13 protein-coding genes and 3 pseudogenes are annotated in these 22,405 nt (G+C 65.4%); 6 read left to right on the top strand and 10 right to left on the bottom strand.

Features of this window, described 5'->3' with window-relative positions:
• Positions 1–90 precede the first annotated feature (90 nt).
• The 5 genes from QA634_RS07745 to QA634_RS07725 form a co-directional block, all read right to left on the bottom strand.
• Positions 91–1,143, bottom strand: a complete 1,053-nt coding sequence (locus QA634_RS07745; protein ID WP_012331442.1) for an adenylate/guanylate cyclase domain-containing protein — start codon at positions 1,141–1,143, stop codon at positions 91–93.
• Between the two features lie 46 nt (positions 1,144–1,189).
• Complete coding sequence (locus tag QA634_RS07740; RefSeq protein ID WP_012331441.1) at positions 1,190–1,549, bottom strand: response regulator; 360 nt, start codon at positions 1,547–1,549, stop codon at positions 1,190–1,192.
• Positions 1,550–1,598: 49 nt separating this feature from the next.
• The gene (locus QA634_RS07735; RefSeq protein WP_012331440.1) at positions 1,599–4,526 is read right to left on the bottom strand and encodes a response regulator; all 2,928 of its coding nucleotides are present in this window, start codon (positions 4,524–4,526) and stop codon (positions 1,599–1,601) included.
• 673 nt (positions 4,527–5,199) lie between these two features.
• A complete protein-coding gene (locus QA634_RS07730; RefSeq protein WP_012331439.1) occupies positions 5,200–7,368 on the bottom strand; it encodes an acetate--CoA ligase family protein in 2,169 nt (722 codons plus the stop codon).
• A gap of 698 nt (positions 7,369–8,066) precedes the next feature.
• The gene (locus tag QA634_RS07725) at positions 8,067–8,726 is read right to left on the bottom strand and encodes a GntR family transcriptional regulator (protein ID WP_265576559.1); all 660 of its coding nucleotides are present in this window, start codon (positions 8,724–8,726) and stop codon (positions 8,067–8,069) included.
• Between the two features lie 204 nt (positions 8,727–8,930).
• Between QA634_RS07725 and QA634_RS07720 the strand changes: the two genes are divergently transcribed.
• From QA634_RS07720 to QA634_RS07705, 4 genes are all read left to right on the top strand, one after another.
• Positions 8,931–10,469, top strand: a complete 1,539-nt coding sequence (locus tag QA634_RS07720; protein WP_012331436.1) for an alpha/beta hydrolase — start codon at positions 8,931–8,933, stop codon at positions 10,467–10,469.
• 324 nt (positions 10,470–10,793) lie between these two features.
• Entirely contained in the window at positions 10,794–11,693 is a 900-nt protein-coding gene (locus tag QA634_RS07715; protein WP_012331435.1) for a LysR family transcriptional regulator, read from the top strand.
• 162 nt (positions 11,694–11,855) lie between these two features.
• A complete protein-coding gene (locus tag QA634_RS07710) occupies positions 11,856–12,827 on the top strand; it encodes an alpha/beta fold hydrolase (protein WP_012331434.1) in 972 nt (323 codons plus the stop codon).
• A 71-nt stretch (positions 12,828–12,898) separates the two neighbouring features.
• The gene (locus tag QA634_RS07705; protein WP_012331433.1) at positions 12,899–13,522 is read left to right on the top strand and encodes a pyridoxamine 5'-phosphate oxidase family protein; all 624 of its coding nucleotides are present in this window, start codon (positions 12,899–12,901) and stop codon (positions 13,520–13,522) included.
• 55 nt (positions 13,523–13,577) lie between these two features.
• Here QA634_RS07705 and QA634_RS35815 read toward each other — a convergent pair.
• From QA634_RS35815 to QA634_RS07685, 5 genes and pseudogenes are all read right to left on the bottom strand, one after another.
• Positions 13,578–13,748: pseudogene (locus QA634_RS35815) on the bottom strand (ISL3 family transposase); the annotation flags it as partial.
• An 83-nt stretch (positions 13,749–13,831) separates the two neighbouring features.
• Positions 13,832–14,002: pseudogene (locus tag QA634_RS35810) on the bottom strand (ISL3 family transposase); the annotation flags it as partial.
• An 833-nt stretch (positions 14,003–14,835) separates the two neighbouring features.
• Positions 14,836–16,170, bottom strand: coding sequence for a lipopolysaccharide biosynthesis protein (locus tag QA634_RS07695; RefSeq protein WP_012331432.1), 1,335 nt, complete (start codon positions 16,168–16,170; stop codon positions 14,836–14,838).
• Positions 16,171–16,367: 197 nt separating this feature from the next.
• Entirely contained in the window at positions 16,368–17,486 is a 1,119-nt protein-coding gene (locus QA634_RS07690; RefSeq protein ID WP_012331431.1) for a DegT/DnrJ/EryC1/StrS family aminotransferase, read from the bottom strand.
• Between the two features lie 181 nt (positions 17,487–17,667).
• Positions 17,668–18,162, bottom strand: a pseudogene (locus tag QA634_RS07685) (helix-turn-helix domain-containing protein); the annotation flags it as partial.
• A 684-nt stretch (positions 18,163–18,846) separates the two neighbouring features.
• Here QA634_RS07685 and QA634_RS07680 point away from each other — a divergent pair.
• Both QA634_RS07680 and QA634_RS07675 read left to right on the top strand, forming a co-directional pair.
• Positions 18,847–20,478 carry an NAD(P)-binding domain-containing protein gene (locus tag QA634_RS07680; RefSeq protein WP_012331429.1) on the top strand — a complete coding sequence of 544 codons (1,632 nt, stop codon included), beginning with the start codon at positions 18,847–18,849 and terminating at the stop codon, positions 20,476–20,478.
• A gap of 89 nt (positions 20,479–20,567) precedes the next feature.
• Positions 20,568–22,238 carry a cellulase family glycosylhydrolase gene (locus tag QA634_RS07675; protein ID WP_012331428.1) on the top strand — a complete coding sequence of 557 codons (1,671 nt, stop codon included), beginning with the start codon at positions 20,568–20,570 and terminating at the stop codon, positions 22,236–22,238.
• Positions 22,239–22,405: the final 167 nt, after the last annotated feature.

Below are 22,405 nucleotides of genomic sequence, written 5' to 3'. Positions count from 1 at the left end.
CGAAGAGGTCTGCTTCCCAGTCTTCATCCTTTACCGCGGCACTCTTGCTCGCGCGTCCAGGATCTGGGGAGAACGAAATTGTCGGACGGGCTAATTTCCCTCATCCGATGAGGTGAGGACGCGGCAATACACCTCGATCTCGCCCTTTCCCTTGAGCATGACGTTGCCGATCGGTCTGACGGCGCGCTGGTCAGCCAAGCGGGCGAAAGCCTCGCGTGACAGGTGAAGAGTGCATCCACCGCCAAGGCCCGAAAGGCGCGCGGCGACGTTGACCGTGTCCCCCCAGAGATCGAAGGTGAATTTCGTCCGGCCCACGATGCCGCCGACCACCGAACCGATGTGGATGCCGGCCCGGAGCCGCCAGCCCGGCGCGCCGGCAGCCGCGACCGCCACCATGTCGCTGGCGCACCGGATGGCCGCCTCGACCGGATCCGCATGAGGACGCAGCAGGTTGGCGGTGGCCATGAAGGCGTCGCCGATCGTCTTGATGTTCTCCAGCCCGTGCTCGTGCGCCACGATCTCGAACGCCTCCGCCAAGCGCTGGATCTCCGCGACGACCACGTCCGGGGTCTGCCGATGGCACCAGGCCGTGAAGCCGACGAGATCGATGAAGAGGACCGCCACATCATCGAACAGGCGCGGCTTGACCTGACCGGTCTCCATCAGCTCGGCCACCGCCGAGACCGGCAGGATGGCGCGGAGGAGCTCGTCGGCGCGCCTGCGCTCGCGTTCGATGGTCCGAAGATGCGCCATTTCCCGGTCCCGCAAGCGTTTCCTCTCGAGGCAGGATCGGATGCGGGCCTCGAGGAGCACCGGCTCGAACGGCTTGGGCAGGTAGTCCTCGGCCCCCAGTTCGATGCACCGAACGATGCTGTTGATCTCGACGAGGGCGGAGATCATCACGACCGGCGTGTGGCGCCAAGCCTCGTGCGCCTTCATCCGCTCCAGCACGGCGTAGCCGTCGAGGGCCGGCATCATCACGTCGAGCAGGACGAGGTCGAACGGCTCCTCATTCAGCCGGTCGAGGGCGGCCCGACCGTTCGCGGCGCGCACGCTCGTGTGACCGAGCAGCTCCAGCTCCTGCTCGAGGAGGTCGAGATTGAAGGGCTCGTCGTCGACGATGAGGATGCGTGCTGGCTCCACGGGTCTCCCTCTCTCCGGGCCGGAACATGCCCGGCCCCGACCGCACTCACCCCATCCAACGGCGCAGCTTGGCGAACAACAGGTCCTCGTCGATGGGCTTCGTCATGAAGTCATCGCAGCCTGCCGCCTTCGCCCGCTCCTCGTCACCGCTCATCGCGTTGGCGGTGACCGCGACGACGGGGATCCCTGCGGTGGCCGCGTTCGCCTTGATGCATCGTGTCGCCTCCCAGCCGTCGAGGAGGGGCAGGGACAGGTCCATGAGGATGAGATCGGGCTGGTGGGTGAGCGCCATCTCGACGCCCGCGGCGCCGTCGACCGCGACGACGAGATCGTAATCGTCCTCCAGGAGCTGCGTCAGCAGATCGCGATTGAGCGCGACGTCCTCGACGATCAGAATCCGCTTCATGTGACGTTCCTGAAGGAGGCGGGCTGCTCGGCGCGGAGCTCCGGACAGGTCATCGGCTGCCTTCCACGGCGGCGGGCTCCGGAAGCGGCAATGCGCGCTGAACCTCGCGGATGAGGGCCGCGCGGTCGAGGCCCTGCTTGTCGATCAGGCCGAGCACGCGCTCTCGCAGCAGGCCGCGCTCCACCGAGTCCAGGGACGCGGCCGTCAGCACGACGACGGGAATGGTCCGAGCGACCGGATCCGCCTGGAGCGCGTCGAGGAAGGTGAGTCCGTCCATCCGTGGCATGAGCAGGTCGAGGAGGATCACGCTCGGGCGGGCCTGCGCGATGCGCTCAAGGCCGGCGGCGCCGTCCGCCGCCCAGTCCACGGTGCAGTGCTCGGAATCCAGCAACTGGCGGACGAGGTCGGGCACGTTGGGGTCGTCGTCGATCACCAGGACGCGCTCGTTGCCGGGGGCGATGCGCGCCAGCACGCCGATCAGGGCCTCCCGCTCGAAGGGCTTCACGATGTAGTCCGTCGCCCCGAGCCGGAAGCCGAGTTCCTTCTGATCGACGATCGAGATCAGGACGACGGGGATGTCGCGGGTCTGCGGATCGGTCTTGAGCGCGTGCAGCACCTGCCAGCCGTCCGTGCCAGGCATCATGATGTCCAGCGTGATCGCCCGCGGCTGCAGCTCCCGCGCCATCCGCAGCCCGTCCTGGCCGCTCGAAGCGCCGGTCACCGTGTAGCCCGCATCGGCGAGGTTCTCCTGCAGCAGGTAGACCACGTTCGGGTCGTCATCGATCGCGAGCACGAGCTTGGACCCCGACCGGGGCACGGCCGCCGCGGCGGGGGCCGGCTCCGGCAGGCTCGGTGCCATCTCGGGCGCGCCGGCGATCCGCGGCGGGATGCTGAGCGTGAAGGTTGAGCCCTGCCCGACCCGGCTCTCGACGTCGATGTGGCCGCCGAGCAGCCGGGCCAGCCGGTGGCTGATCGCGAGACCGAGCCCGGTCCCGCTGTGGGACCGGGTCGCGCTGTTGTCGACCTGATGGAACTCGTCGAAGATCGCGCTCAGCGCCTCCTGGGGGATGCCGATACCCGTGTCCGTGACCGCGAATTCGACGTGCTCGCCGGCCGAGCGGACCCGCAGCGTCACCGATCCGGCTTCCGTGAACTTGATCGCGTTGCTGAGGAGGTTGATCAGGATCTGCCGGAGCTTCTCCTCATCCGTCCGGAGCATCGTGGGCGGATCCTCGACGTCCCGGACGAGACGCACGCCCTCGCTCTTGATCAGGGGTTCGACCGTCCTGAGGCAGAGGTCGAGCACGGGCTCCAGGGCGAACTCGGACGCCTTCACCTCCATGCGCCCGGCCTCGACCTTGGCGAGATCGAGGATGCTGTTGATCAGCGAGAGCAGGTGCTCGGAACTCGCCAGGATCTTCTCGAGGTTCTCGAACTGCTTCGTCGGCAACGCCTCCTTGGCCCGGCGCATCACCAGCCGGGTGAAGCCGATGATCGCGTTGAGCGGAGTGCGCAGCTCGTGACTCATATTGGCGAGAAAGCTGCTCTTGGCGCGGCTCGCATCCTCCGCCGCTTCCTTGGCCTGCCGCAGGCTCTCCTCGGCGCGCTTGCGCTCGATCACTCGCCCCAGTTGCGCACCGATATTGGTCATCACCCTGAGCAGGGCCGGGTCCGGAGGAGGCGCATCGCAGGCGAAGAACTCCAAGACTGCCACGACCTCGCGCCCCACCGTCACGGGAAACCCGAAGCCAGCCCGAAGCCCATCCGCCGCCGCCGCGGCGGCGCGCGGATCGTCGGGCGAGGACGGATCGCCGAGGATCCACTCCGGTGCTCCCGAGAGGAGCGCGCGGCCGGCAGGTCCCGTGCCGGCGCCGATCCGCATCCCGGCCGCCGCGGCGCGGAACCGCGCGAACCGCTCCGGCGCGTCGCAGTGCCAGATGCCGGTCGGGACAAGCGTGCGGCTTCCGTCCTCGGCCACGACGTAGGCGTGTCCGATCGGCCAGCCGGCATGTTGCGAGACGCGGTCCAGGCAGAACCGCACGGCGTCCTCGACCGTGGACGCCTCGTTGGCCGCCGTTGCCGCGGCCTGCAGCAGCTCGACGAAAGCGGTCTGCCTCTGCAGCGCGAGTTCGGCCTCCTTGTGCTCGGTGATGTCGCTCCATGACTCGACGACCTCGACCGGTTCTCCATGAGGATCCCGCAGGAGGCGCTGCTCGTCCCTCACCCACCGGTAGGTGCCGTCGGCGCGCAGGAACCGGTACTCGATGACGTTGTGCCCTTGCTGGAGCAGGCGTGGGAATTCGGACAGGACCCGGTCCCGGTCCTCGGGATGGAGGCGGTCCAGCCAGAATTCCGGCCCGGCCATGTAATCGCTCGGCTCGTAGCCCAGGAGGTCGCGCACGTTCTCGCTGATGAACGTGGGCGCGTTTCGACCGCCCACCTCGAAGCTGCAGATCATCGACGGGGAGGCGGTCAAGAGGTAGGTCAGCCTGCCCTGTGTCGTGAGCACGACCTGCTCGGCGCGTTTGATCTCGGTCACATCCGTGTAGACGGCGACGACGCCGCCGTCGTTGGTCTTGCGCTCGCTGACCTGCACCCAGCGCCCGTCGACGCGTTGCTGGAGGATGGATCCGCGAGGCTCTCGATAATGAGCCATCCGCTCGGCGAGCCACGCCTCGACGGTCGTGCCTTCCTTGTGCACGATGCAGGATTCAGCGGCGGCGCGGGCGATCGTCTGGAAAGACGCGCCGGGAACGATCACCTCCGCGAGACCCGGGTGGAAATCCCGGAAGTGATCGTTGCAGAGGACGAGGCGGTCGTCGGGATCGAACAGCGCGAAGCCTTCGGAACTGCTCTCGATCGCCTCGATCAGCTTCTGCTTGGCGACCCCGGCGGCATCGAGGAACCCCTCGCCGCGGGGCGCGGTGCCCGTTCCGAGAGATCGCTCGTGCGGCGTTCCGATCGGCGCTTGGGACATGTGTCGAGCCATCCTCTCGGCGGCGTGCCTCCAGTGTCCCTACCTCTTGTCCCAGGCCGGACACGCGCCACGCCCGTCGCCACCCTGCTCTTTTGTTCGTCACCGTTGCATGACGCAAATTCCGGATCAAGTGAGGTGGAAACTGCCGGAGGACAGCAACACTGGGCGCAGCGCGGCCAGGCGGCTTCGGCCAGATCAGATTCCGCCGGCTCTGAAGCCGGCATCCCACGGCCTGATCATCGTCACGAGGGTTGCATCGAACGTCTGGCCGCGAGAAGCCAGCGCGCGGGACCGGGTTCAGGGCGCGGGCGCAATCGGGCTTCGGAATCGTCCTCGACGTTCGCTGGAGGACCGCGATCGGGCGCGACGCCGAGAACGACTTCCGGCCGAGATCCGAGGTCCGGTACTGGCGCATCTCGCCCGTTCACGAGCGCGCGAGATTTCTGCGAAGGACTTGGTGAGGATGCCACCTCGGTCCGGCCGAACCCTCGTTCATCTCGCCGCGCCGATCCCGCCGTGAGCGGGCGGGGCGGCACGCCGTGCTCCAAGCACGGCGGCGCCCCACTCTTGCTCAGAGCATTCTCCGACGACACGAATGCCGGTTCGTCGAAGACGATGCGGCCCGATCAACGACCGGGAGCAGCGTCCGATTGCGCCGTGCTCGGGCGTTGCTCTAGAGGATACCCGCGCCGCGCGCCCACTTGTACTTCGCGCCCAGCACCTCGACGGGCAGTTCGGTCGAGTAGGCGTAGGCTGGAATGCCGTGATCGTAGAGGTACTGCGAGGCCTCCTCGACCTGCACGTCGCCCGCGAGCGAGGCAACGATCGGCTTCTCGATGCCCCTGGCGCGCATCTCGTCGCGGACCTCCACCACGTTTCTCGCAAAGACCATCGGCGGCGTGATGATGGTGTGCCAGTAGCCCAGGATGAGCGCGTGGATGCGCTCGTCCTCGAGTCCCAGACGAATGGTGTTCTGATAGGTGACCGGGGGCTCGCCGCCCGTGATGTCGACAGGGTTGCCGGCTGCTCCGAAGGGCGGGATGAACTTGCGGAACGCTGCATCGAGATCGTCCGGCATGGCCATGAGCGACAGGCCGTTGTCGACGACCGCGTCGGACAGGAGCACGCCGGACCCGCCCGCACCCGTGATGATGACCACGTTCTCGCCTTTCGGCGTCGGCAGAACCGGCACACCGCGGGCGAATTCGAGGAGCTGGCGCAGCGAGCGCGCCCGGATGACACCGCACTGCTTGAACACGTCCTCGTAGATCTTATCGTTTCCGGCAAGCGCCCCCGTATGGGAGCTCGCGGCCCGAGCGCCCGCCGAGGTGCGGCCGGCCTTCAGCACGATGACGGGCTTCTTCTTCGAGACGCGGCGGGCCGCCTCCGCGAAGCTGCGGCCGTCCTTCAGATCCTCGCAGTGCTGCGCGATCACCCGGGTTGAGTCGTCCTGCTCGAAGAACGTGAGCAGATCGTCCTCGTCGATGTCGGACTTGTTGCCGAGCCCGACGATGGCCGAGACGCCCATCTTGGTCGAACGCGAAAAGCCGATGATGGCCATGCCGATACCACCGGACTGGGACGACAAGGCGGCCTGGCCTTGCACGTCGAATGGCGTGCAGAAGGTCGCGCACAGGCTCTTGGCCATGTAATAGAAGCCATAGATGTTCGGGCCCATGAGGCGAATATTATATCGGCGGCCGATCTCCTGAAGCTCACGCTGCCCCGCCTCATTTCCGGTCTCGGCAAATCCGGACGGAATCAGAACTGCCCCTGCTACACCTTTTTCACCGCACTCGGTGAGCGCCGCGGCGACGAATTGGGCAGGAATCGCGAACACGGCGACGTCCACTGGCCCGGGCACGTCTTTCACCGACCTGTAGGCCTTGAGACCCAGAACCGTGTCCGCTTTCGGGTGGATTGGATAGATTTTACCTTTGTAGCCTCCGTTGATGAGATTCTTCATAACGGAATTGCCGATCTTGCCCTCCTCTGCGGACGCGCCGATGACCGCCACCGTATCGGGACGCATGATGCGGTTCATGCTGGCCACGATCTCGTCATGCGACCGCGTCCGCAGCTCGGGCCGCTGCGCGAAATCCACCACGATCCGCACGTCCGCGGCAGTCGCGTCGCGCGCCGTCGCGAAGACTGGGTTGAGATCGAGTTCCGCGATTTCCGGGAAGTCGGTGACGAGTTGCGAGACCTTGACGATGATGTCGGCCAGCGCCTCGCGGCTGACCGGGTCTGCTCCTCGCACGCCTCTCAGCATCTCGGCCGCTTGAATGCCATCGAGCATCGAGAGCGCATCGTCGCGGGTCGCAGGGGCCAACCGGAACGTGATGTCCTTCAGCACCTCCACCAGGACTCCGCCGAGACCGAAGGCCACGAGCTTGCCGAAGGAGCCATCGGTGACCGCACCGACGATGACCTCGGTGCCCCCTGCGAGCATCTGCTGGATTTGCACGCCGTCGATGCGGGCATCGGCCTTGTAGCGCTTCGCGTTCGCCAGGATCGTCTCATAGCCCTGCGCCACGGCCTGCGCGGAGGAGAGGCCGACCATGACGCCGCCCGCTTCCGTCTTATGCAGGATGTCAGGGGAGACGATTTTGAGGACGACGGGAAATCCCATGCTCTCTGCCGCCCGCACAGCATCCTGCGCTGAGGTCGCCACGGCCTCTTTCGGCACCGGAATACCGTAGGCGTCACAGACGATGCGGCCTTCAGGAGCGGTCAGCGCGTCGCGCCCGTCCGCTTTGACACGATCGAGGATCTGACGGACTGCAATCCTGCTATCAGCAGGCGTGTCGTGGACCGAGCGTTGTTGGGCCGATAGGGCCATCGTCGTTCCTCCCGATTTTCGGCCGTGATGCTTCCCTGACAAAGATCAGATGTTGGGTCAGGGTCACGGAACCTCTACTCATCATTCGCCGCGAAGTCGTGCGGCTGTGCTTGTACGGTCAGGTCTGCGGAGCCGTACGGGGCTGATCCTCTCCGCCGCAGCCGGAGCAGGCGCTCCGATGGCGGCGGAACGGGCGATCTCGCCGAGCAGGGGCGACCGCTTGACGTCGCTTGAGCGCGCCGCGAGCCGGATGGCATTGCCCGCGGTCAGACGCTTGCCGCGGGACGACGCGATCCGGCGGACCGCCATCGGGATCGTCACCCGCACGCGGGGGCACCTCGGCGAACGCCGCACCCTCGCCCGATCGGCCGCACTCCTTCACATGGCATCCCAGGATCCCTCCCGAACGACCAGGGGGCGAACGATGTCTCATTTTCCGTTGGCATGCAATATACCAATTGCGATTCCATGCGCCCTCGGCCGCCGCGTTGTCGATGGCAGACACGAAGTCGGCGGTTCGGAGAAAGACGCGCTCGCCGCAAAGTTCGCGTCATAGCCTGGCGGTGGCGCCGTGTTGAGACAAGACGCTTCGCCGTCGACGGCGAGAGCGGAGAGATCCCCGAACACGAAGAGCGCTGCCTCCCGTCCGCGGAGAGGTGACCCGCCCTCTCCGGCCCGGCGATGGCATCTGCCAAGACCTAATCGATCTTCGTGAGCGACTGCGGAAAGTCGGCGCAGCCCTCGATGTCTCGAGCGAACCTGAAACCTCTTTCCAGAACGAGTTGGCACGCACGTTCAGCGTCCCGCTCCTCAATCGCAGCGATGATGGCGACGTAAGCAGACCTCAAATAACTGAGATCAACGTTTCCGCGAAATATGACCTCGTGAACGCTCCGCAGATGCAGCAGGAGATGATCAAGCATGGATTGAATCTCTTGGCATTGCGCCAGGGTGGCGGCATGGCGACAGAACCGCCAACGCGCCTCAAAGTACCGGTCATATCCGCTGGAACGATCTGCCTCGTAGAAGGCGCCGAAGCTTGCACGAAGAGCTCCGAGCTGCGCCTCCGTCGCTTTCGCGCATGCTAAACGGACCGCCATGCTCTCCAACCCAGCACAGGCGTAGACCATCTCGACAATTTCGAGCTTGTTCTTCTTGATGACGAACACGCCCCGTCGCGGCTTGCACCGCACGAATCCTTGGTGCTCCAAGATCGCCAGGGCCTCTCGAACAGGTGTGCGGCTGACACCGAGAATATGTGATAATTCATGCTCATGAAGTTGCGGCTCGCCTGGATGATCATAGATGCCCATCTCGCTGATTGCGCTCATCAAAGCCTTGTAGACGAGATCGCGCAAACTTGCTTCCGAGCCCGCCGAGGCGCCATCAGTCCGGACACTGTGTGACATGGATCCGACCCTACCCCAACTGATATGGCCAAGCCGTCTGCGGCCAGACACCTTCCTCCGTCACGATAACGTCCATGGGAACGTCATGCGGCTGAGGGCCGATCGTTCCGAGGCGTGATAGGCCAAAGCCGACGCCGACGCGCGAGAGAACCGATGAGCCGACCGTCCGGGCGCCTCGTTCGCGCCGCATCCGCCCTCGTCGCGGCCGCTTCGATCGGGCTCGGTCTCCTCATGCTCCTTCGCCACCAGGCGGGGCTCGGCATCGAACGCGTCGTGATCGGCACGACCCCCGCGACGGTGTATCGCCCCGAGGGCGGCGGACCGGCGCCCGTCGTCGTCGTGGCGCACGGCTTCGCCGGCTCGCAGCCGCTCATGGCCGCCTTCGCCACCACCTTCGCCCGCAACGGCCTCGTCGCGATCACCTTCGACTTCCCCGGCCACGGCCGCAACCCGCGGCCGCTCCCGGGCGACGTCACCCGCGAGGGCGGTGCGACCCGGGCGCTGGTCGACGAGACACTGCGCGTCCTCGCCGTCGCGCGCGGCCTGGGCGACGGGCGCGTCGCCCTGCTCGGCCATTCCATGGCCTCCGACATCGTGATCCGTGCCGCGCAGCAGGTGCCCGATGTCGGCGCCACCATCGCCGTCTCGATGTTCTCGCGCACCGCCACGGCCACGAGCCCGCGCAACCTCCTCGTCATTGCCGGCGACTGGGAGGGGCGGCTGAAGGCGGAGGCGCTGCGCGTGGTCGGGCTCGCCAGCGCCCCGCGGCCGCCGCGGGCGGGCGTGACCTACGGCGACCCGGCCCTCGGCACCGCCCGGCGCGCCGCCTTCAGCCCGGGCGTCGAGCACATCGGCGTCCTGTTCAGCCCGCGCTCCATGGACGAGGCCCAGGGCTGGCTCGACGCCGCCTTCGATCGGCCGGCGCGCGCCGCGCGCGTCCTCGATCATCGCGGCCCGTGGATCGCGCTCCTGCTCTTAGGATTCGTGCTGCTGGCCTGGCCGCTGTCGCGGCTCCTGCCGGTGGTCGCCGACCCTCCCGCGGGCGCCGGACTGGCGGGGCATCGGCTGTGGGCGCTGCTCGTCGGCCCGGCCGTGCTGACGCCGCTGATCCTGCGCGTCGCGCCGACCCATTTCCTGCCCGTGCTGGTCGCCGACTACGTCGCGGCCCACTTCGCGCTCTACGGGTTGCTGACGGCCGGCGGGCTGCTGCTCGCCCGCTCGCGGCGGGCTGGAGCCGCGCCCGCGCCGCCGCGGCGGGCTGCCCTGATCGGCGCGGTGCTGGCCTCGTTCCTCTACGCGGTCCTGGGGCTCGGGGGCCTCGTCGATGCCTGGGTCGCCTCCCTCGTGCCGGCAGCCGGGCGGGCGCCGATCATCCTGGCCATGCTCGCGGGCACGCTGCCCTACTTCCTCGCCGATGAGTGGCTGACGCGCGGGGCGGGCGGCGCGCGCTGGGCCTACCCGGCCTCGAAGCTGGCCTTCCTCCTGTCGCTCGCGCTGGCCGTCGCCCTCGAGCCCGGGCGGCTGTTCTTCCTGGTCATCATCGTGCCGGCGATCGTGGTCCTGTTCCTGATCTACGGGGTGCTCGGCACCTGGGCCTACCGCCGGACGGGGCACCCCGCGGTCGGCGGGCTCACCAACGCGGTCGCCTTCGCCTGGGCCCTCGGGGTCACGTTCCCCCTGCTCGCCGCCTGAGGCTCGACGCGCGTCCCGTTCCGGTCACGGCGGAAGACGAGGCGCGCATGCGGCGGGCAGAGGACCTCGCGGAGACCTGGAGGGCGTCGGGCTCTGACGCGCTCGGGCCGACACCTGGGCGTGGCCTCGTGCGGCCTGCCGCTTCGTCTCGCAGAATGTCCGGGCAACGTCGGCGATCCGCGTCGCGGGCAACACCATCGGCGCCTGCCAGCTGCTGCTCGGGCACACGACGTGTGAGAGCACAGGATCGCGGCGTGGAAGCTTCCGGATGATGAGGCTATCCAGCACCGTCGGGACGCCGATGCCCGGATCACGGAAGGCGCGATGGACCGGTTCGACGCGATGGCCGTGCTGCTCGCCGTCGTGGAGGAGGGCAGCCTCTCGGCGGGCGCGCGCCGCCTGCGCCTGCCGCTCACCACCGTCAGCCGGAAGGTCTCGGACCTCGAGCGGCACCTGCGCGCGCGCCTGCTGACCCGCACCAGCCGGCGCGTCGACCTCACGGAGGCAGGACACGCCTACGTGGCAGCCGCCCGGCGCATCCTCGAGCAGGTGCGGGAGGCCGAGCGCGCCGCCACGGGGGAGTACAGCGTGCCGCGCGGCGACCTGTCGGCCACCGCACCCGTGGTCTTCGGCCGGCGTCACCTGGTCCCGATCGTCACCGACTTTCTCGTCGCGTATCCGGAGATCGCGGTCCGGCTGCTGCTGATCGACCGCAGCGTGAACCTCGTCGAGGACCATATCGACGTCGCGCTGCGCATCGGCCCGCTCGCCGACAGCGCCTTGGTGGCGACCCGGGTCGGCTTGGTCCGCCGCGTCGTCTGCGCCAGCCCCGAGTACCTGGCGCGGCGCGGCACGCCCGCTGCTCCGGAGGATCTCGCGGCCCACGACCTCGTCACCTTCGAGGGTTTCCCGGCCACGACCGACTGGCGGTTCCGGCGCGGGGCCACGCCACTCTCGATCCCGATCCGCCCCCGTCTGGCGGTGAACGCGGCGGAGGCCGCCGTCGACGCCGCGCGCGCCGGCCTCGGGGTCACCCGGGTGCTCTCCTACCAAGCGGCGGACGAGATCCGGTCCGGGGCGCTGCGGGTGCTGCTGGAAGCCTACGAGCCCGCACCGCTGCCGGTCAGCTTCGTGCATCCGGAGCGCGGCCAGCTGCCGCTCAAGGTCCGTGCCTTCCTCGACTGGGCGATCCCACGCATGCGGGCCCGCATGGCTGCGCTGTAGCCTGAGCCGGCATCCTTCCATTTTCCGGGAGAAAGCTTCCCGGGCAAGCCGCCTTCTTCCGAGATCAGGGCGGGTCTACCTCAGACCGCGAGGCCGGAACACGCAGCACACGACCTCGGCACAGCCCGACGTCGCCGTGACCGGGCCAGGAGGAGAGACCCGATGAGACGCCTGATCGCCCCCGCCCTGCTCGCCGCAACCGCGCTCGTCTCTGCGGCCCGGGCCGCCGAGCCCGCTCACGCCCCGGTTTCGTCCGTCTCACGGGCGAGCATCACCCACTACCGCACCGCCACCGTGGACGGCGTGACCGTGTTCTACCGCGAGGCCGGGCCGCAGGACGCGCCGGTCGTGCTCCTGCTGCACGGCTTCCCGACCTCCTCGCACATGTTCCGCAACCTGATCCCGCTCCTGGCCGACCGCTACCGCGTGATCGCGCCGGATTACCCGGGTTTCGGCCAGAGCGACGCGCCGGGTCACGAGGCTTTCGCCTACACCTTCGCCCACTATGCCGAGATCGTGGACGGCCTGCTCGGTCAGCTCGGCGCGACGCGCTACGCGATGTACGTGATGGATTACGGCGCGCCGGTCGGCTACCGCCTCGCGCTCAAGCATCCCGAGCGGGTCAGCGCGCTGGTCGTGCAGAATGGCAACGCCTACGAGGAGGGGCTGAAGGAGTTCTGGGATCCGATCAAGGCCTACTGGGCGGAGCCGTCGGCCAAGAACCGCGAGGCGCTCGCCGTCCTCGTCCGGCCGGAGACGACGAAGTTCCAGTATGTCGACGGCGTCGCGGATGTCTCGCGCATCGACCCGGACAACTGGGTCCACGACCAGGCCCTGCTCGACCGCCCCGGGAACACGGACATCCAGCTCGACCTGTTCCGCGACTACGGCAGCAACGTGCCGCTCTACCCGGCCTTTCAGGCCTTCTTCCGGGAGCGCAGGCCCCCGACGCTGATCGTCTGGGGCAAGAACGACAAGATCTTCCCGGCCGAGGGCGCTCACCCCTACCGGCGCGACCTGCCGGACGCCGAGATGCACCTCTTCGACACCGGCCACTTCGCGCTGGAGGACAAGCTCGACGAGATGGGTCCGCTGATCCGCGGCTTCCTCGATCGCACCCTGGCGCAGCGCTGAGGCGCCCTCTGCCCCCTATCCATGTCCGGCCCGGGGCCGCGCAGTCCCGGCCGTCTCCTCAGGAGACGATCATGAGACGCCGCTTCTTCGATCTCGCCTTCACCCCGTCCGTGCAGGCGGAGCAAACCCGCCGCGGTTCGCGCGCAGCCTACGCGTCGGCGGCCGGCGGCGCGCGGGCCGAGGCGGACGTGCTCACCGACTTGGAAGCCGCCTTCATCGCCGAGCGCGACAGCTTCTACCTCGCCAGCGTCTCTGAGACCGGCTGGCCCTACGTTCAGCACCGCGGTGGGCCGGCCGGGTTCGTGCGCCGGCTCGACGCGCGGACGATCGGCTGGGCGGAGTTCGCGGGCAACCGCCAGTACGTTTCGGCCGGCAACACCGCTGCCGATGACCGGGTGTCGCTGTTCTTCATGGACTACCCCCATCGGCGGCGTCTGAAGCTGCTCGGGCACCTGCGCGCCCACGAGCCCGATGAGCGCCCGGACCTGGCGGAGCGGCTCGCGGTTCCGGGCTATCGGGCGCGGGTGGAGGGTCTGGTCACCGTCGCGGTCGAGGCGTTCGACTGGAACTGCCCGCAGCACATCACCCCGCGCTTCACCGCCGCCGAGATCGAGGCCGCCGTGGCACCGTTGCACGCGCGCATCGCCGAGCTTGAGGCGCGCCTGGGCGCACGGGCGCCTCAGACAGCCGGCTGAATGTGGGATTGCCCCGTTTCCGTGGCTGTTGCTCACTTTGCGTGGATGAGGCGGCGAGGATCATGCGGCGTTTGAGGAGATCCAGACCCGCTCGTCCGTAGCTCTGACGCTTGATCAGCTTGAGCCGAGTGATCTGGCCCTCGGCCTGTCCGCTGCTCCACGGCTCGATCGGGGCAGCCCGGACCGCCGCGCCGTCTCGGTCCAGGCCTGAGGCGACCGTCGCGATCGCTGGGGGCGGTGGCAGGCTGGGTCGAGGCAGCAGAACCGTCTCACCTCGATGCGCAGAGCCGTCCGGGATGCCGGCAGCGGCAGGTCGGCGGGACGGCGATGGCAGCGGCTGTGGACGGACCGGCTGGTACGGCCGCAATCCGGGCCGCGCCGGCTCGCCGCGTTCAGGCGCACCGGGATGACGAGGCGGTCCCGGTGGCGTTCGACGACGCGCTCGAAGCGGCATTCGGGGATGGCGAAGGGGATGGGCATGCCACCCACGATGGGGTGGGCGGGGCAGGCCATCACCGGGCCGAGTCAATCCACCGCCGTCCACGCAAAGCGAGCAAGAGCCACGGAAACGGGACGATCCCATACCCAAACGCCGCGCCGTCGAGACACTTACCCGGACAGCTAGGCCTTTGATCGACGAGACGCTTTGGAGCTCCCCTTCTCGGAGTCCGAACCGGGCGATCGAACCTTAAGGTCGTGTTTGGACAACGAGCGCTTTGCCCTGGGACGGTACTCAGGGCGGTAGGCGAGCCACTCCAAGATTTTATCCAGCAATTTCATCGCGCGTTCACTATCGTCGTAAATTGGCAGACCATGTAGCCCAACGGCCCAACCGCGGGAGGCGGAATGATGCGCCAGCGGAGCATACTGGTCGGGTCACCCATGCTGGCCAATGCGGTCGGCGCATGCGATCACGTCAGCCCCCACCGGAATGCCGCCGAGGAGCTGCTGGAGTGGCTCCTCTTGGAGTATGGCTCGCGAGCCTGCAGTCCTGCAAATCTCGGCTGACAACTAACGCCAAGGTCCGAGTGCCGGGTACTTCCAACGAGCCCATCCTGCTACGTCAAGTGTTATACTGAGAACCAATATTCCGCACAGGTTGTCAATCCCGCCTTGCCTGGAGCCGCTTCCATGAATGGCTTCTGTTATGTTCTGCAAATCGGACGTGACGGATCCATAGGAAAACTAATGTGACGAGCTCGCCAGCAGCCATCCCTAACACAGATGCCGCCAGCCTTCCCGAGAATAGTAGCACAAAAACAACGCAGGATCCAGTGATCGCCCCGGCGAAAATGCGGATCACGTTTGATCGATCACGCAGGCCGGCTTTCATCGATCGCATTGGGACGCCAAATGCTTCGATCTCTGGCGTGCAGGCCGACCAAAAGGCCGACGGTCACGATTTCCGCGACAAGTACACCAAGCGTGGAAAGCGGCGGCCCCAACGTGAGAACCAGCAGGGGAACGAAAATGACAATGATTGTCCCGCCGACGATTGCCGGCCAGGCCGCGTCGACAAATCTTGACTTGGCCTGCGTGCCAGTTTGCATGAACAAATTGACGTTCGACACGGAAGTCGTGAGCCAGGCCAATGTCACGATCAGACCCATGGCCTGGTCGGGAAAGCGCCGCTCGAACAGGAGCGAGCGCAGCGTCTGCCAGCCAAAGAAAAGAGCAAAGCCGTACGCCATGAACACGAAAACCAAAATGCCGACGGCCTTGGCTAATAACTTACCGGCGGATCTGTGTTCGCCAAGCGCGTTGGACCGCGACAGCTCGGGCCTCATGACATTGGCGATGGCCATACCGAAGGTGCGTATGGGGCTCATCAACACGAAACCGGCCGCCAATGGCGCGAACGCGGCCGGCCCGGCCAGCATGGTCACGAACGTCATCTGTCCTTGTTGTATGACAGTCGAAGCAGCAATTCCAGCAAGCGACCAGCGGACATGCGGCCACAGTTTCAAGAAGCGGGCGAAAGTGCGCCTATGAAGACGCACACGGATTCTCTTGCGGCGTCCGACCAGATTGATGACGATGCCGACGCCATTCGCGGCGCAAACCAAAGCCAGAGTTATTGCAAGGGTTAGTTTCTCTCCATGCAACTGATACAAAAAAGCCAGCGAGCCGAGACCCACCGCCGCGTAGGATACGTCCGAGACGACCCCGCTCAGGGCGGCGTGTTGGCCGAACCGGGCAAAATTAGCAGCCTTGGTATATACGCGGAGCGGCCAAAGGCCGACGAGGCAACCTGCAAGTGCGGCGGCTTCCATATCGTGTATGGAGAATCCGGCGCCGACCGCAACCGCCGCCGCAATCACCGTGGAGGCCAGAAGGGCCAGCGATCCCATTGTGACCTCGAGGGAAATCGCGGCGTTGCGTCTGGCGCGCGGGAGGAAGACGGTCACCGGAACCGCGAACACGGCATTGATGCCGGTGATCGCAATAGCACCGACTGTGAATATGATTGCGAACACGCCGTAGTTATACGCGGAGAGGGCTCGAATAAGCGCAATATTCAAAATGAAATGAAATGCGCTCTGTGCGCCCTCGCCCAAGGCCGTCAGAGCGTAGGCACGCGGCACACGATCTGGCAGGGTTTTGCCACGCCTCTCCGTCGTCCCGCCTTCCTTAGTGCTCTTGGACATAGAAGAAAACCTCGATTCTCGAACCGATTTTGATCGGAAAAGGCTGTCCTGCTGCTGGACGGCAAAAACGACGACGAAGAGAAAACAAATAAAGGCTGCGGGCAGTGATAACTTAGCGGCGTGTGTATGCGCAAAGGAGGCCAGATCACGCCGTCGCCATTTCCGTCCCCGTCGGATGTTTCAGCGTTGGTTCGCACTCAGTCGAGCTTGGCCCTCCTCAAAGCCTCGATTAAGCCTAACGTCTTCAGGCCCTGATGGCAGGGGATATTCAGGAGTGTGCGCCGCAACAGCCTCGCCTGCGAGGTGGGGTCGACCACTTCGGGTGGCAAGGCGGTCCAGCCCTCTGCGCGGACCCCGACGGCGCGGAGCGCATCGTACGCAGCGGACGCCCGCTCCGGTGAGTCGAGTCGGAAGACCGATCGGAGAGGCCCTGGCGCCGGCGTCGCAATCAGCGGCTGCCACCCTGGACGGCCTTTGAAAAAGTCCCTGATCGCTGCGTCGTTTTCCTGCCGCATGCGGCGCGCTTCCAGCATGTTGACACACGGAAGCGTCATGCTTGCGATAGGCGAAGCCTTCGGACGCGACGGCATCGGCCGCGAGCTCACATCGAGGAAGAAATCGCCCGGACGTCCTCGGCAGAACCCTTTGGGATCAACGTGCGCGACTTTTCGCATGGCGATGTCTTTTGCCCAGCCCAGACCAGGCGAATGCGCGGACCCCAGCTTGTCGACACTCCTCTGGATCGCAGCGGCCCACCCGACGGCGCGGGGGCGGATCACAAAGATTGCGCCGTTCGGCGCCTCGAAAAACTTCCAGGGACTGTAGAAGACGAAGTCGCCGACCTCGCCAATGCCTTTCGCGGGGCCGAGGGCGTGGGCCGCGTCTTCGACCAGAAGGGCTCCCGTGGCGTCGCAGACAGACCGCGCCTGCTCACCGTCTGAGGGATGTCCAAAAAAATGAACCAGAAAGAAAAGCTTCGGTCCCGGGCCTGCGATGTCGATGCGGTTCCATTCCGGACGAGCCCAGGAGTCTACCGGATAGAACCGCAATTCCACTTGGCGCTGGCGCATCGGCCAAAGCGCTTGATCGCAGAAGTATTCCGGCAGCCAAGCGGTGACCGGGCGTTCGTTCGCTTCGGTAAGCGCGTCGACCAGCGCCGCCATTCCCCAGGAACTGCGTGATAACCAGATGGGCTTGTCTCCAAAACGCATCCAGGGCTGAGCGGCCTGCACGTCGAGTCGCAGGCGGCCCTTGCGGGCGATCGAGAGAGCCGATCGCAAAGTCGGCTCAGGTGCGGTGTGAATCCAACCTGGCATTCCTGTCCTCAGGGCTGTAACGAGATTGGCCCGACGGGCGCTTCGGCGAGGGCGGCAAGCGGGAAGGCGAACGGCACAGGGCGACCTCACGAAGCTGGAAGGTCGCCTCCATACAGCCGCTACGTTGCCCTGCCGCCGCTCACGTCCAGCCTGCTACGGCAGAACTGAATGGCCCTGCTCGCTTGGCAAAGGCCAGCTTCGACGTTCGGTCGATGGCGACGACGAGGTAGAGCTTGCCTTCTTCGGTCCTAACTTCGGCGATATCGATGTGGAAGTAGCCGATGGCGGAATCGGCAAAGCGCTTCTTCTTGGGCTTGCCGCCTTCCACGTCTGGTAGGCGGCTGATGCCGTGGCGCCCCAGACATCGGTGCAGGCTGCTACGGGTCAGGTGTGGGATAGTCGGCTGCAGCCCGTGGAGGCAGTCGTCCAGCGGCAACAGAGTATGCCGCCGGAAGGCGACGACGATGGCCTCTTCCTCTGGCGTGAGGACGGTGGAGCGCGGCGCCTTGGGGCCCATGGCGGCGTCCGCCGTCGTCTGCCGAGCGCGCCACTTCTGCACTGTCGTCGGGCTGACGCCGTAGCGCTTGGCCGCCGCTCTCACACTCTCTTGACGTAGCTGGATTGCGCGACGGACCGCCTCCGTCGTGCGGGCGCGGCCGTGGAGAGCTTGGCCCATAGCGAATCCCTTGCAGCATGGTAGTCAACCGTACCACCACACTGCGGGATCATACACCTCATCCGCTCGGTAGGTCCATTTCGAAAACAACCCGCTGGGTCGCTGTCTTGTAAGCGATCGAACGGAATATTTGTAAGAAACCAAACACAATCGGGAGCTCCGCACTCGCACCACCGGCGAAATATGAAAGGCGCTTGCACAGAGCAGGTACGGGGTCTATAAATGTCAGTGGGTGCCTTTCGAATATGTGAGACTCGACGAGCTGATGCGCGCACTTTTCCTGACCGGAGGAGGGCCGCATGATTGCTGATCGGTCGTGAGGACTCTCCGACGCGGGGCGTAGGGACGTCGACGCCCTGCCACGAACCAATGCCTGCTGCCAGGACCGGCCAGCTTTTGTCCATTGGGCATCCGCGGCGTAACACCGTTGCGTGCGACTTCAAGACCTTCAACCAGCGCACTTGCAGTTCATCTCGTGACGGGTCGAGCCGGGTCGGCGTGGCTGCCTCCGCGGAGATCTTAGCCCGATGGCATGGCGCAGGAGAAATCTGTAACCAAGTTTCGGTGTGGAGTCTCAAGCGAGAACCGGGCTCCTGAAGCCAGCTTTTTGCATAATTATCATGCGTAATGCATGCGAATGCAGCTGGCTTGAGTGCCTGAAGGCAAGCCGCGGGAGCAGGACGTATGCCCGTAGAGCGCGATTCCTCAGTCGTGATCGTCGGCGCCGGGCCGTATGGCCTTTCGATATCTGCTCATCTGACCGAGGCCAGGATCCCACATCGCATCTTCGGCGCGCCGATGAGCACGTGGCGAAGCGGTATGCCAACAGGCATGTTGCTGAAGTCTCATGGCCTCGCCTCCAACTTGTCGGACCCGGGCCGCGCCTACTCGCTTTCGGCTTACTGCCGGGAACAAGGTATTTACTACGACGATCACGAATGGAGCGTGCCGGTCGAGGTTTTCGCCGCGTACGGCGAGGCTTTCCACGAACGTCTCGTTCCTCATCTCGAACAGGTGACCGTCCGCAGTGTCAGGCGCGCCAGCTCCGGATTTGACATCACGCTCGCCGATTCGCGGCCGTTGTTCGCCACCCACATCGTCCTGGCGACGGGCCTTCAGCCTTTCGCCCATCTTCCACCCGAGTTCGCCACTCTGCCGGAAGGCCTCGTAAGCCACAGCTGCGACGCCGCGAACCTAACACACTTCGCGGGTCGACACGTCGCCGTGATTGGCGGCGGAGCTTCCGCCGTGGATGTCGCCGCGAGCCTGCACCGAGCTGGAGCGCGCGCCACCATCATCGCTCGACGCAACTCGCTGCGCTTCTATCCGCCTCGTGCGCAGCGCCGCTTCGATTGGTTGCGCGCGCCTCCTACACCGTTGGGCCCGGGATGGAAAAAATTCCTGTGCTCGTACGCCCCGCTGCTGTTCAGGCAGCTGCCCTCCCGCCTGCGCATCGATCTCGTCCGTCGTCACCTTGGTCCAACACCGGCCTGGTCCGTCAAGGAAATCATCGATGCGCATGTCCGCGTGATCAGCGGCGCCCGGGTCGAGCAGGTCCGAGCTGAGCGCAACTGTGTCCAGCTGACGGTCGTCGCGAACGCTGAGCGCCAGCTCATCGAAGCTGACCACGTCATCGCAGCAACAGGTTATCGCGTGAGCCTCGATCGCCTCAACTACCTTGATTCATGCCTGCGTTCTGAAATCCGCTGCCTGGAGGGATCTCCCGTGCTCTCCGCTCGTTTCGAAACGAGTGTGCCAGGACTGTTTATCGTCGGAACACCCGCAGCTGTGACCTTCGGGCCGTTGCTGCGCTTCGTCTGTGGAACTGAATTCACCGCGCGTCGCCTCACTGGCGCGTTCCGCGGCTTGGAACGTAACTTCGCCGTTGGTGCCACCGCGCGGGCGACGACGTCACCCGGTCCGACCCATCCGAGGCTGACGGACGTCATCGCCTCGGGCCGCCTCGCGGCGAGGATCGCCCCCGGTGGTGCCGCGCCCACCCTCGCTCGCGACCCGGACAGTTCCGCTGTTCGGTCCTCTCCGGATCGTAGGCCGAGGCAGAGCCACCTCGACGCAAGGCCATACCTCGGCACTGACCGTTCTGATCGCCCCGAGGCAATCTCGCCCGGAGACAGCTTAAACGATGGCGGGGCGGAAGCGAACGACCATGGCACATACGAGCTGCCATGCTGCGTCGGGAGCGCCCCCCATTCGTCTCAATCCCTGCAGCGCTGGAACGAGCCAGGAGTCACGTCAATCGAGGCTGCCGGCGGGGGCCAAAGTGGATCTGCTCTTCCTACAACCAGCACAACCTGAATGCCGGCCGCGGAATTGCTGTAGTTAGTTGTCCGTTCCAGATATCTGAGGCCCGCGTCAGAGATTTTTGCGATGCGTGGAGAGGTATCATGGCTGCAATGCAGCTCCTCGGTGTCAATGTCACCAGCGGCGACACCGGCCGTCTGCCCGGAGTGGCAGGCGTGGACTACGTTTACCCGACTCGGTGGGATATCGACTATATATCCTCAAAAGGAATGAATGTCATACGACTGCCTGTTTTCTGGGAACGCCTTCAACACGTCCCGTTCGGCGCCCTGGACGAGGCGGAGATGGCACATATCGATGACCTCGTCAGCTATGCGACATCCAAAGGGATTTCCGTCGTCTTCGACCTTCACAATTTCGGGTTCGGCTATGGCTACCCCGTGGGCGGGCCCATCACAACGGACAGCACCTTGGCTGATTTTTGGGGCAGGATCGCGAAGCGTTACGTGTCAAACTCAGGGATTATATTTGGACTTATGAATGAGCCGCAAGCTCAGCCAGCATCAGACTGGATCCGGTCCGTGAATTCAGCGATTCAGGCAATCCGGAGCGCTGGTGCGACGCAGGAGATCCTGGTTCCGGGCGCCTACGGTGACAGCGCACTGTCCTGGAGTTCTACGGACAACGCCACCGTAGTTGGGACAGGAGTGAATGACCCATTACACAATTTTGCTTTCGAAGTCCACATGTATTTCGACACGAACAGCTGGGGCACGGAACCTGGCGCGATCTCTGCGACGATTGGGTCCGAGCGCCTCGCGGCCGTCACCGCGTGGGCGGAGGCGAACAACGCGCAGCTGTTCCTTGGCGAGTTCGGTGTTGGAACAGATCAGACGAGTCTGGCGGCGCTTGACAATGCGCTTTCCTACATGGAGCAGCACGCACATGTTTGGCAGGGCGGTACGTACTGGGTCGCCGGTCCGCAGCTGCCCCACCCATTTTACTCCGTCGAGCCGCCGAACCCAGCCGCACATATGTTGGCCGAGAATGGCAGCTTCACGTTCATGGTAAATGACTCGTCAGCGCTGGGCCAGCGCAATATACTCACACTGGATATCTCTGAAGATGAATATCAGGGCGATGCAGTGTTCAGCGTGTCAGTCGACGGTGTGCAGATGGGTGGCATTCTAACCGCACACGCGTCTCACTCGAGCTTGCAGAGCGAGACATTCTCGTTTGTTGGCGATTGGGGTATCGGGCAGCACGCGGTGACCGTCAATTTTCTGAACGATCTTTATGGTGGTGCGTCGACCGTAGATCGCAATCTCTACATTAATTACGCCAGTTACGATAGCGTTCCCGTGACCGGATACGATCAGCCGCAAATTGATATCCTCCAAGAACACCGCGAGGAAGAACACCGCGAGGAGGTTCCATTCCCGACCGTCTCAGCAGCGTCTTACACCGACATCAGGCCTGGTGATGACACCTTGCTTCTTGAGATTTCCGAAGATGCCTGGCTGGGCAGTGCTCAGTACACGATCGCCGTTGATGGCCAGCAGATCGGTGGCAAAATGACAGCTACAGCTTCGCACGGCACCGGGCAGTCTGATGTACTGCTAATAAATGGTGACTGGAGCGCCGGCGTCCATAAAGTTAGCATTGACTTTCTGAATGACAATTACGGCGGCACGCCGGCAGCCGACCGAAATCTGTATCTCAACGGAGCGACCTACAACGGGACTGGAATTCCAGGTAGCCGACTCACGCTGTTTTCGAGCGGGTCGCAAGAATTTACTTTCATGGAGTTGTGACGACTTGGCCGTGCTACCGGTCCGGGCGCCGCGGAGCGCAGCTGGTTCGAAGGGCCACCTTACCTGCAACGTCCGCTGCGAGCCGGTCGGCTGCATTCTGACGTGACCGGGCAACGGCAATCGGCGGCAGCGGTGGCAAGATCCGCGGAACGTCGCCCCTCCTTCAC

The sequence above is a fragment of the Methylobacterium sp. CB376 genome (assembly GCF_029714205.1).
Lineage (GTDB): Bacteria > Pseudomonadota > Alphaproteobacteria > Rhizobiales > Beijerinckiaceae > Methylobacterium.
This window is presented reverse-complemented; position numbering and strand designations above follow the sequence as displayed.

What these genes read in the sequence shown, in the direction of transcription:
- QA634_RS07675 (WP_012331428.1), top strand. Translation starts at nt 20,568, where the DNA reads ATGGCTGCAATGCAGCTCCTCGGTGTCAATGTCACCAGCGGCGACACC.
- QA634_RS07735 (WP_012331440.1), bottom strand. Translation starts at nt 4,526, where the DNA reads ATGTCCCAAGCGCCGATCGGAACGCCGCACGAGCGATCTCTCGGAACG.
- QA634_RS07680 (WP_012331429.1), top strand. Translation starts at nt 18,847, where the DNA reads ATGCCCGTAGAGCGCGATTCCTCAGTCGTGATCGTCGGCGCCGGGCCG.
- QA634_RS07720 (WP_012331436.1), top strand. Translation starts at nt 8,931, where the DNA reads ATGAGCCGACCGTCCGGGCGCCTCGTTCGCGCCGCATCCGCCCTCGTC.
- QA634_RS07705 (WP_012331433.1), top strand. Translation starts at nt 12,899, where the DNA reads ATGAGACGCCGCTTCTTCGATCTCGCCTTCACCCCGTCCGTGCAGGCG.
- QA634_RS07715 (WP_012331435.1), top strand. Translation starts at nt 10,794, where the DNA reads ATGGACCGGTTCGACGCGATGGCCGTGCTGCTCGCCGTCGTGGAGGAG.
- QA634_RS07710 (WP_012331434.1), top strand. Translation starts at nt 11,856, where the DNA reads ATGAGACGCCTGATCGCCCCCGCCCTGCTCGCCGCAACCGCGCTCGTC.
- QA634_RS07690 (WP_012331431.1), bottom strand. Translation starts at nt 17,486, where the DNA reads ATGCCAGGTTGGATTCACACCGCACCTGAGCCGACTTTGCGATCGGCT.
- QA634_RS07695 (WP_012331432.1), bottom strand. Translation starts at nt 16,170, where the DNA reads ATGTCCAAGAGCACTAAGGAAGGCGGGACGACGGAGAGGCGTGGCAAA.
- QA634_RS07730 (WP_012331439.1), bottom strand. Translation starts at nt 7,368, where the DNA reads ATGGCCCTATCGGCCCAACAACGCTCGGTCCACGACACGCCTGCTGAT.
- QA634_RS07740 (WP_012331441.1), bottom strand. Translation starts at nt 1,549, where the DNA reads ATGAAGCGGATTCTGATCGTCGAGGACGTCGCGCTCAATCGCGATCTG.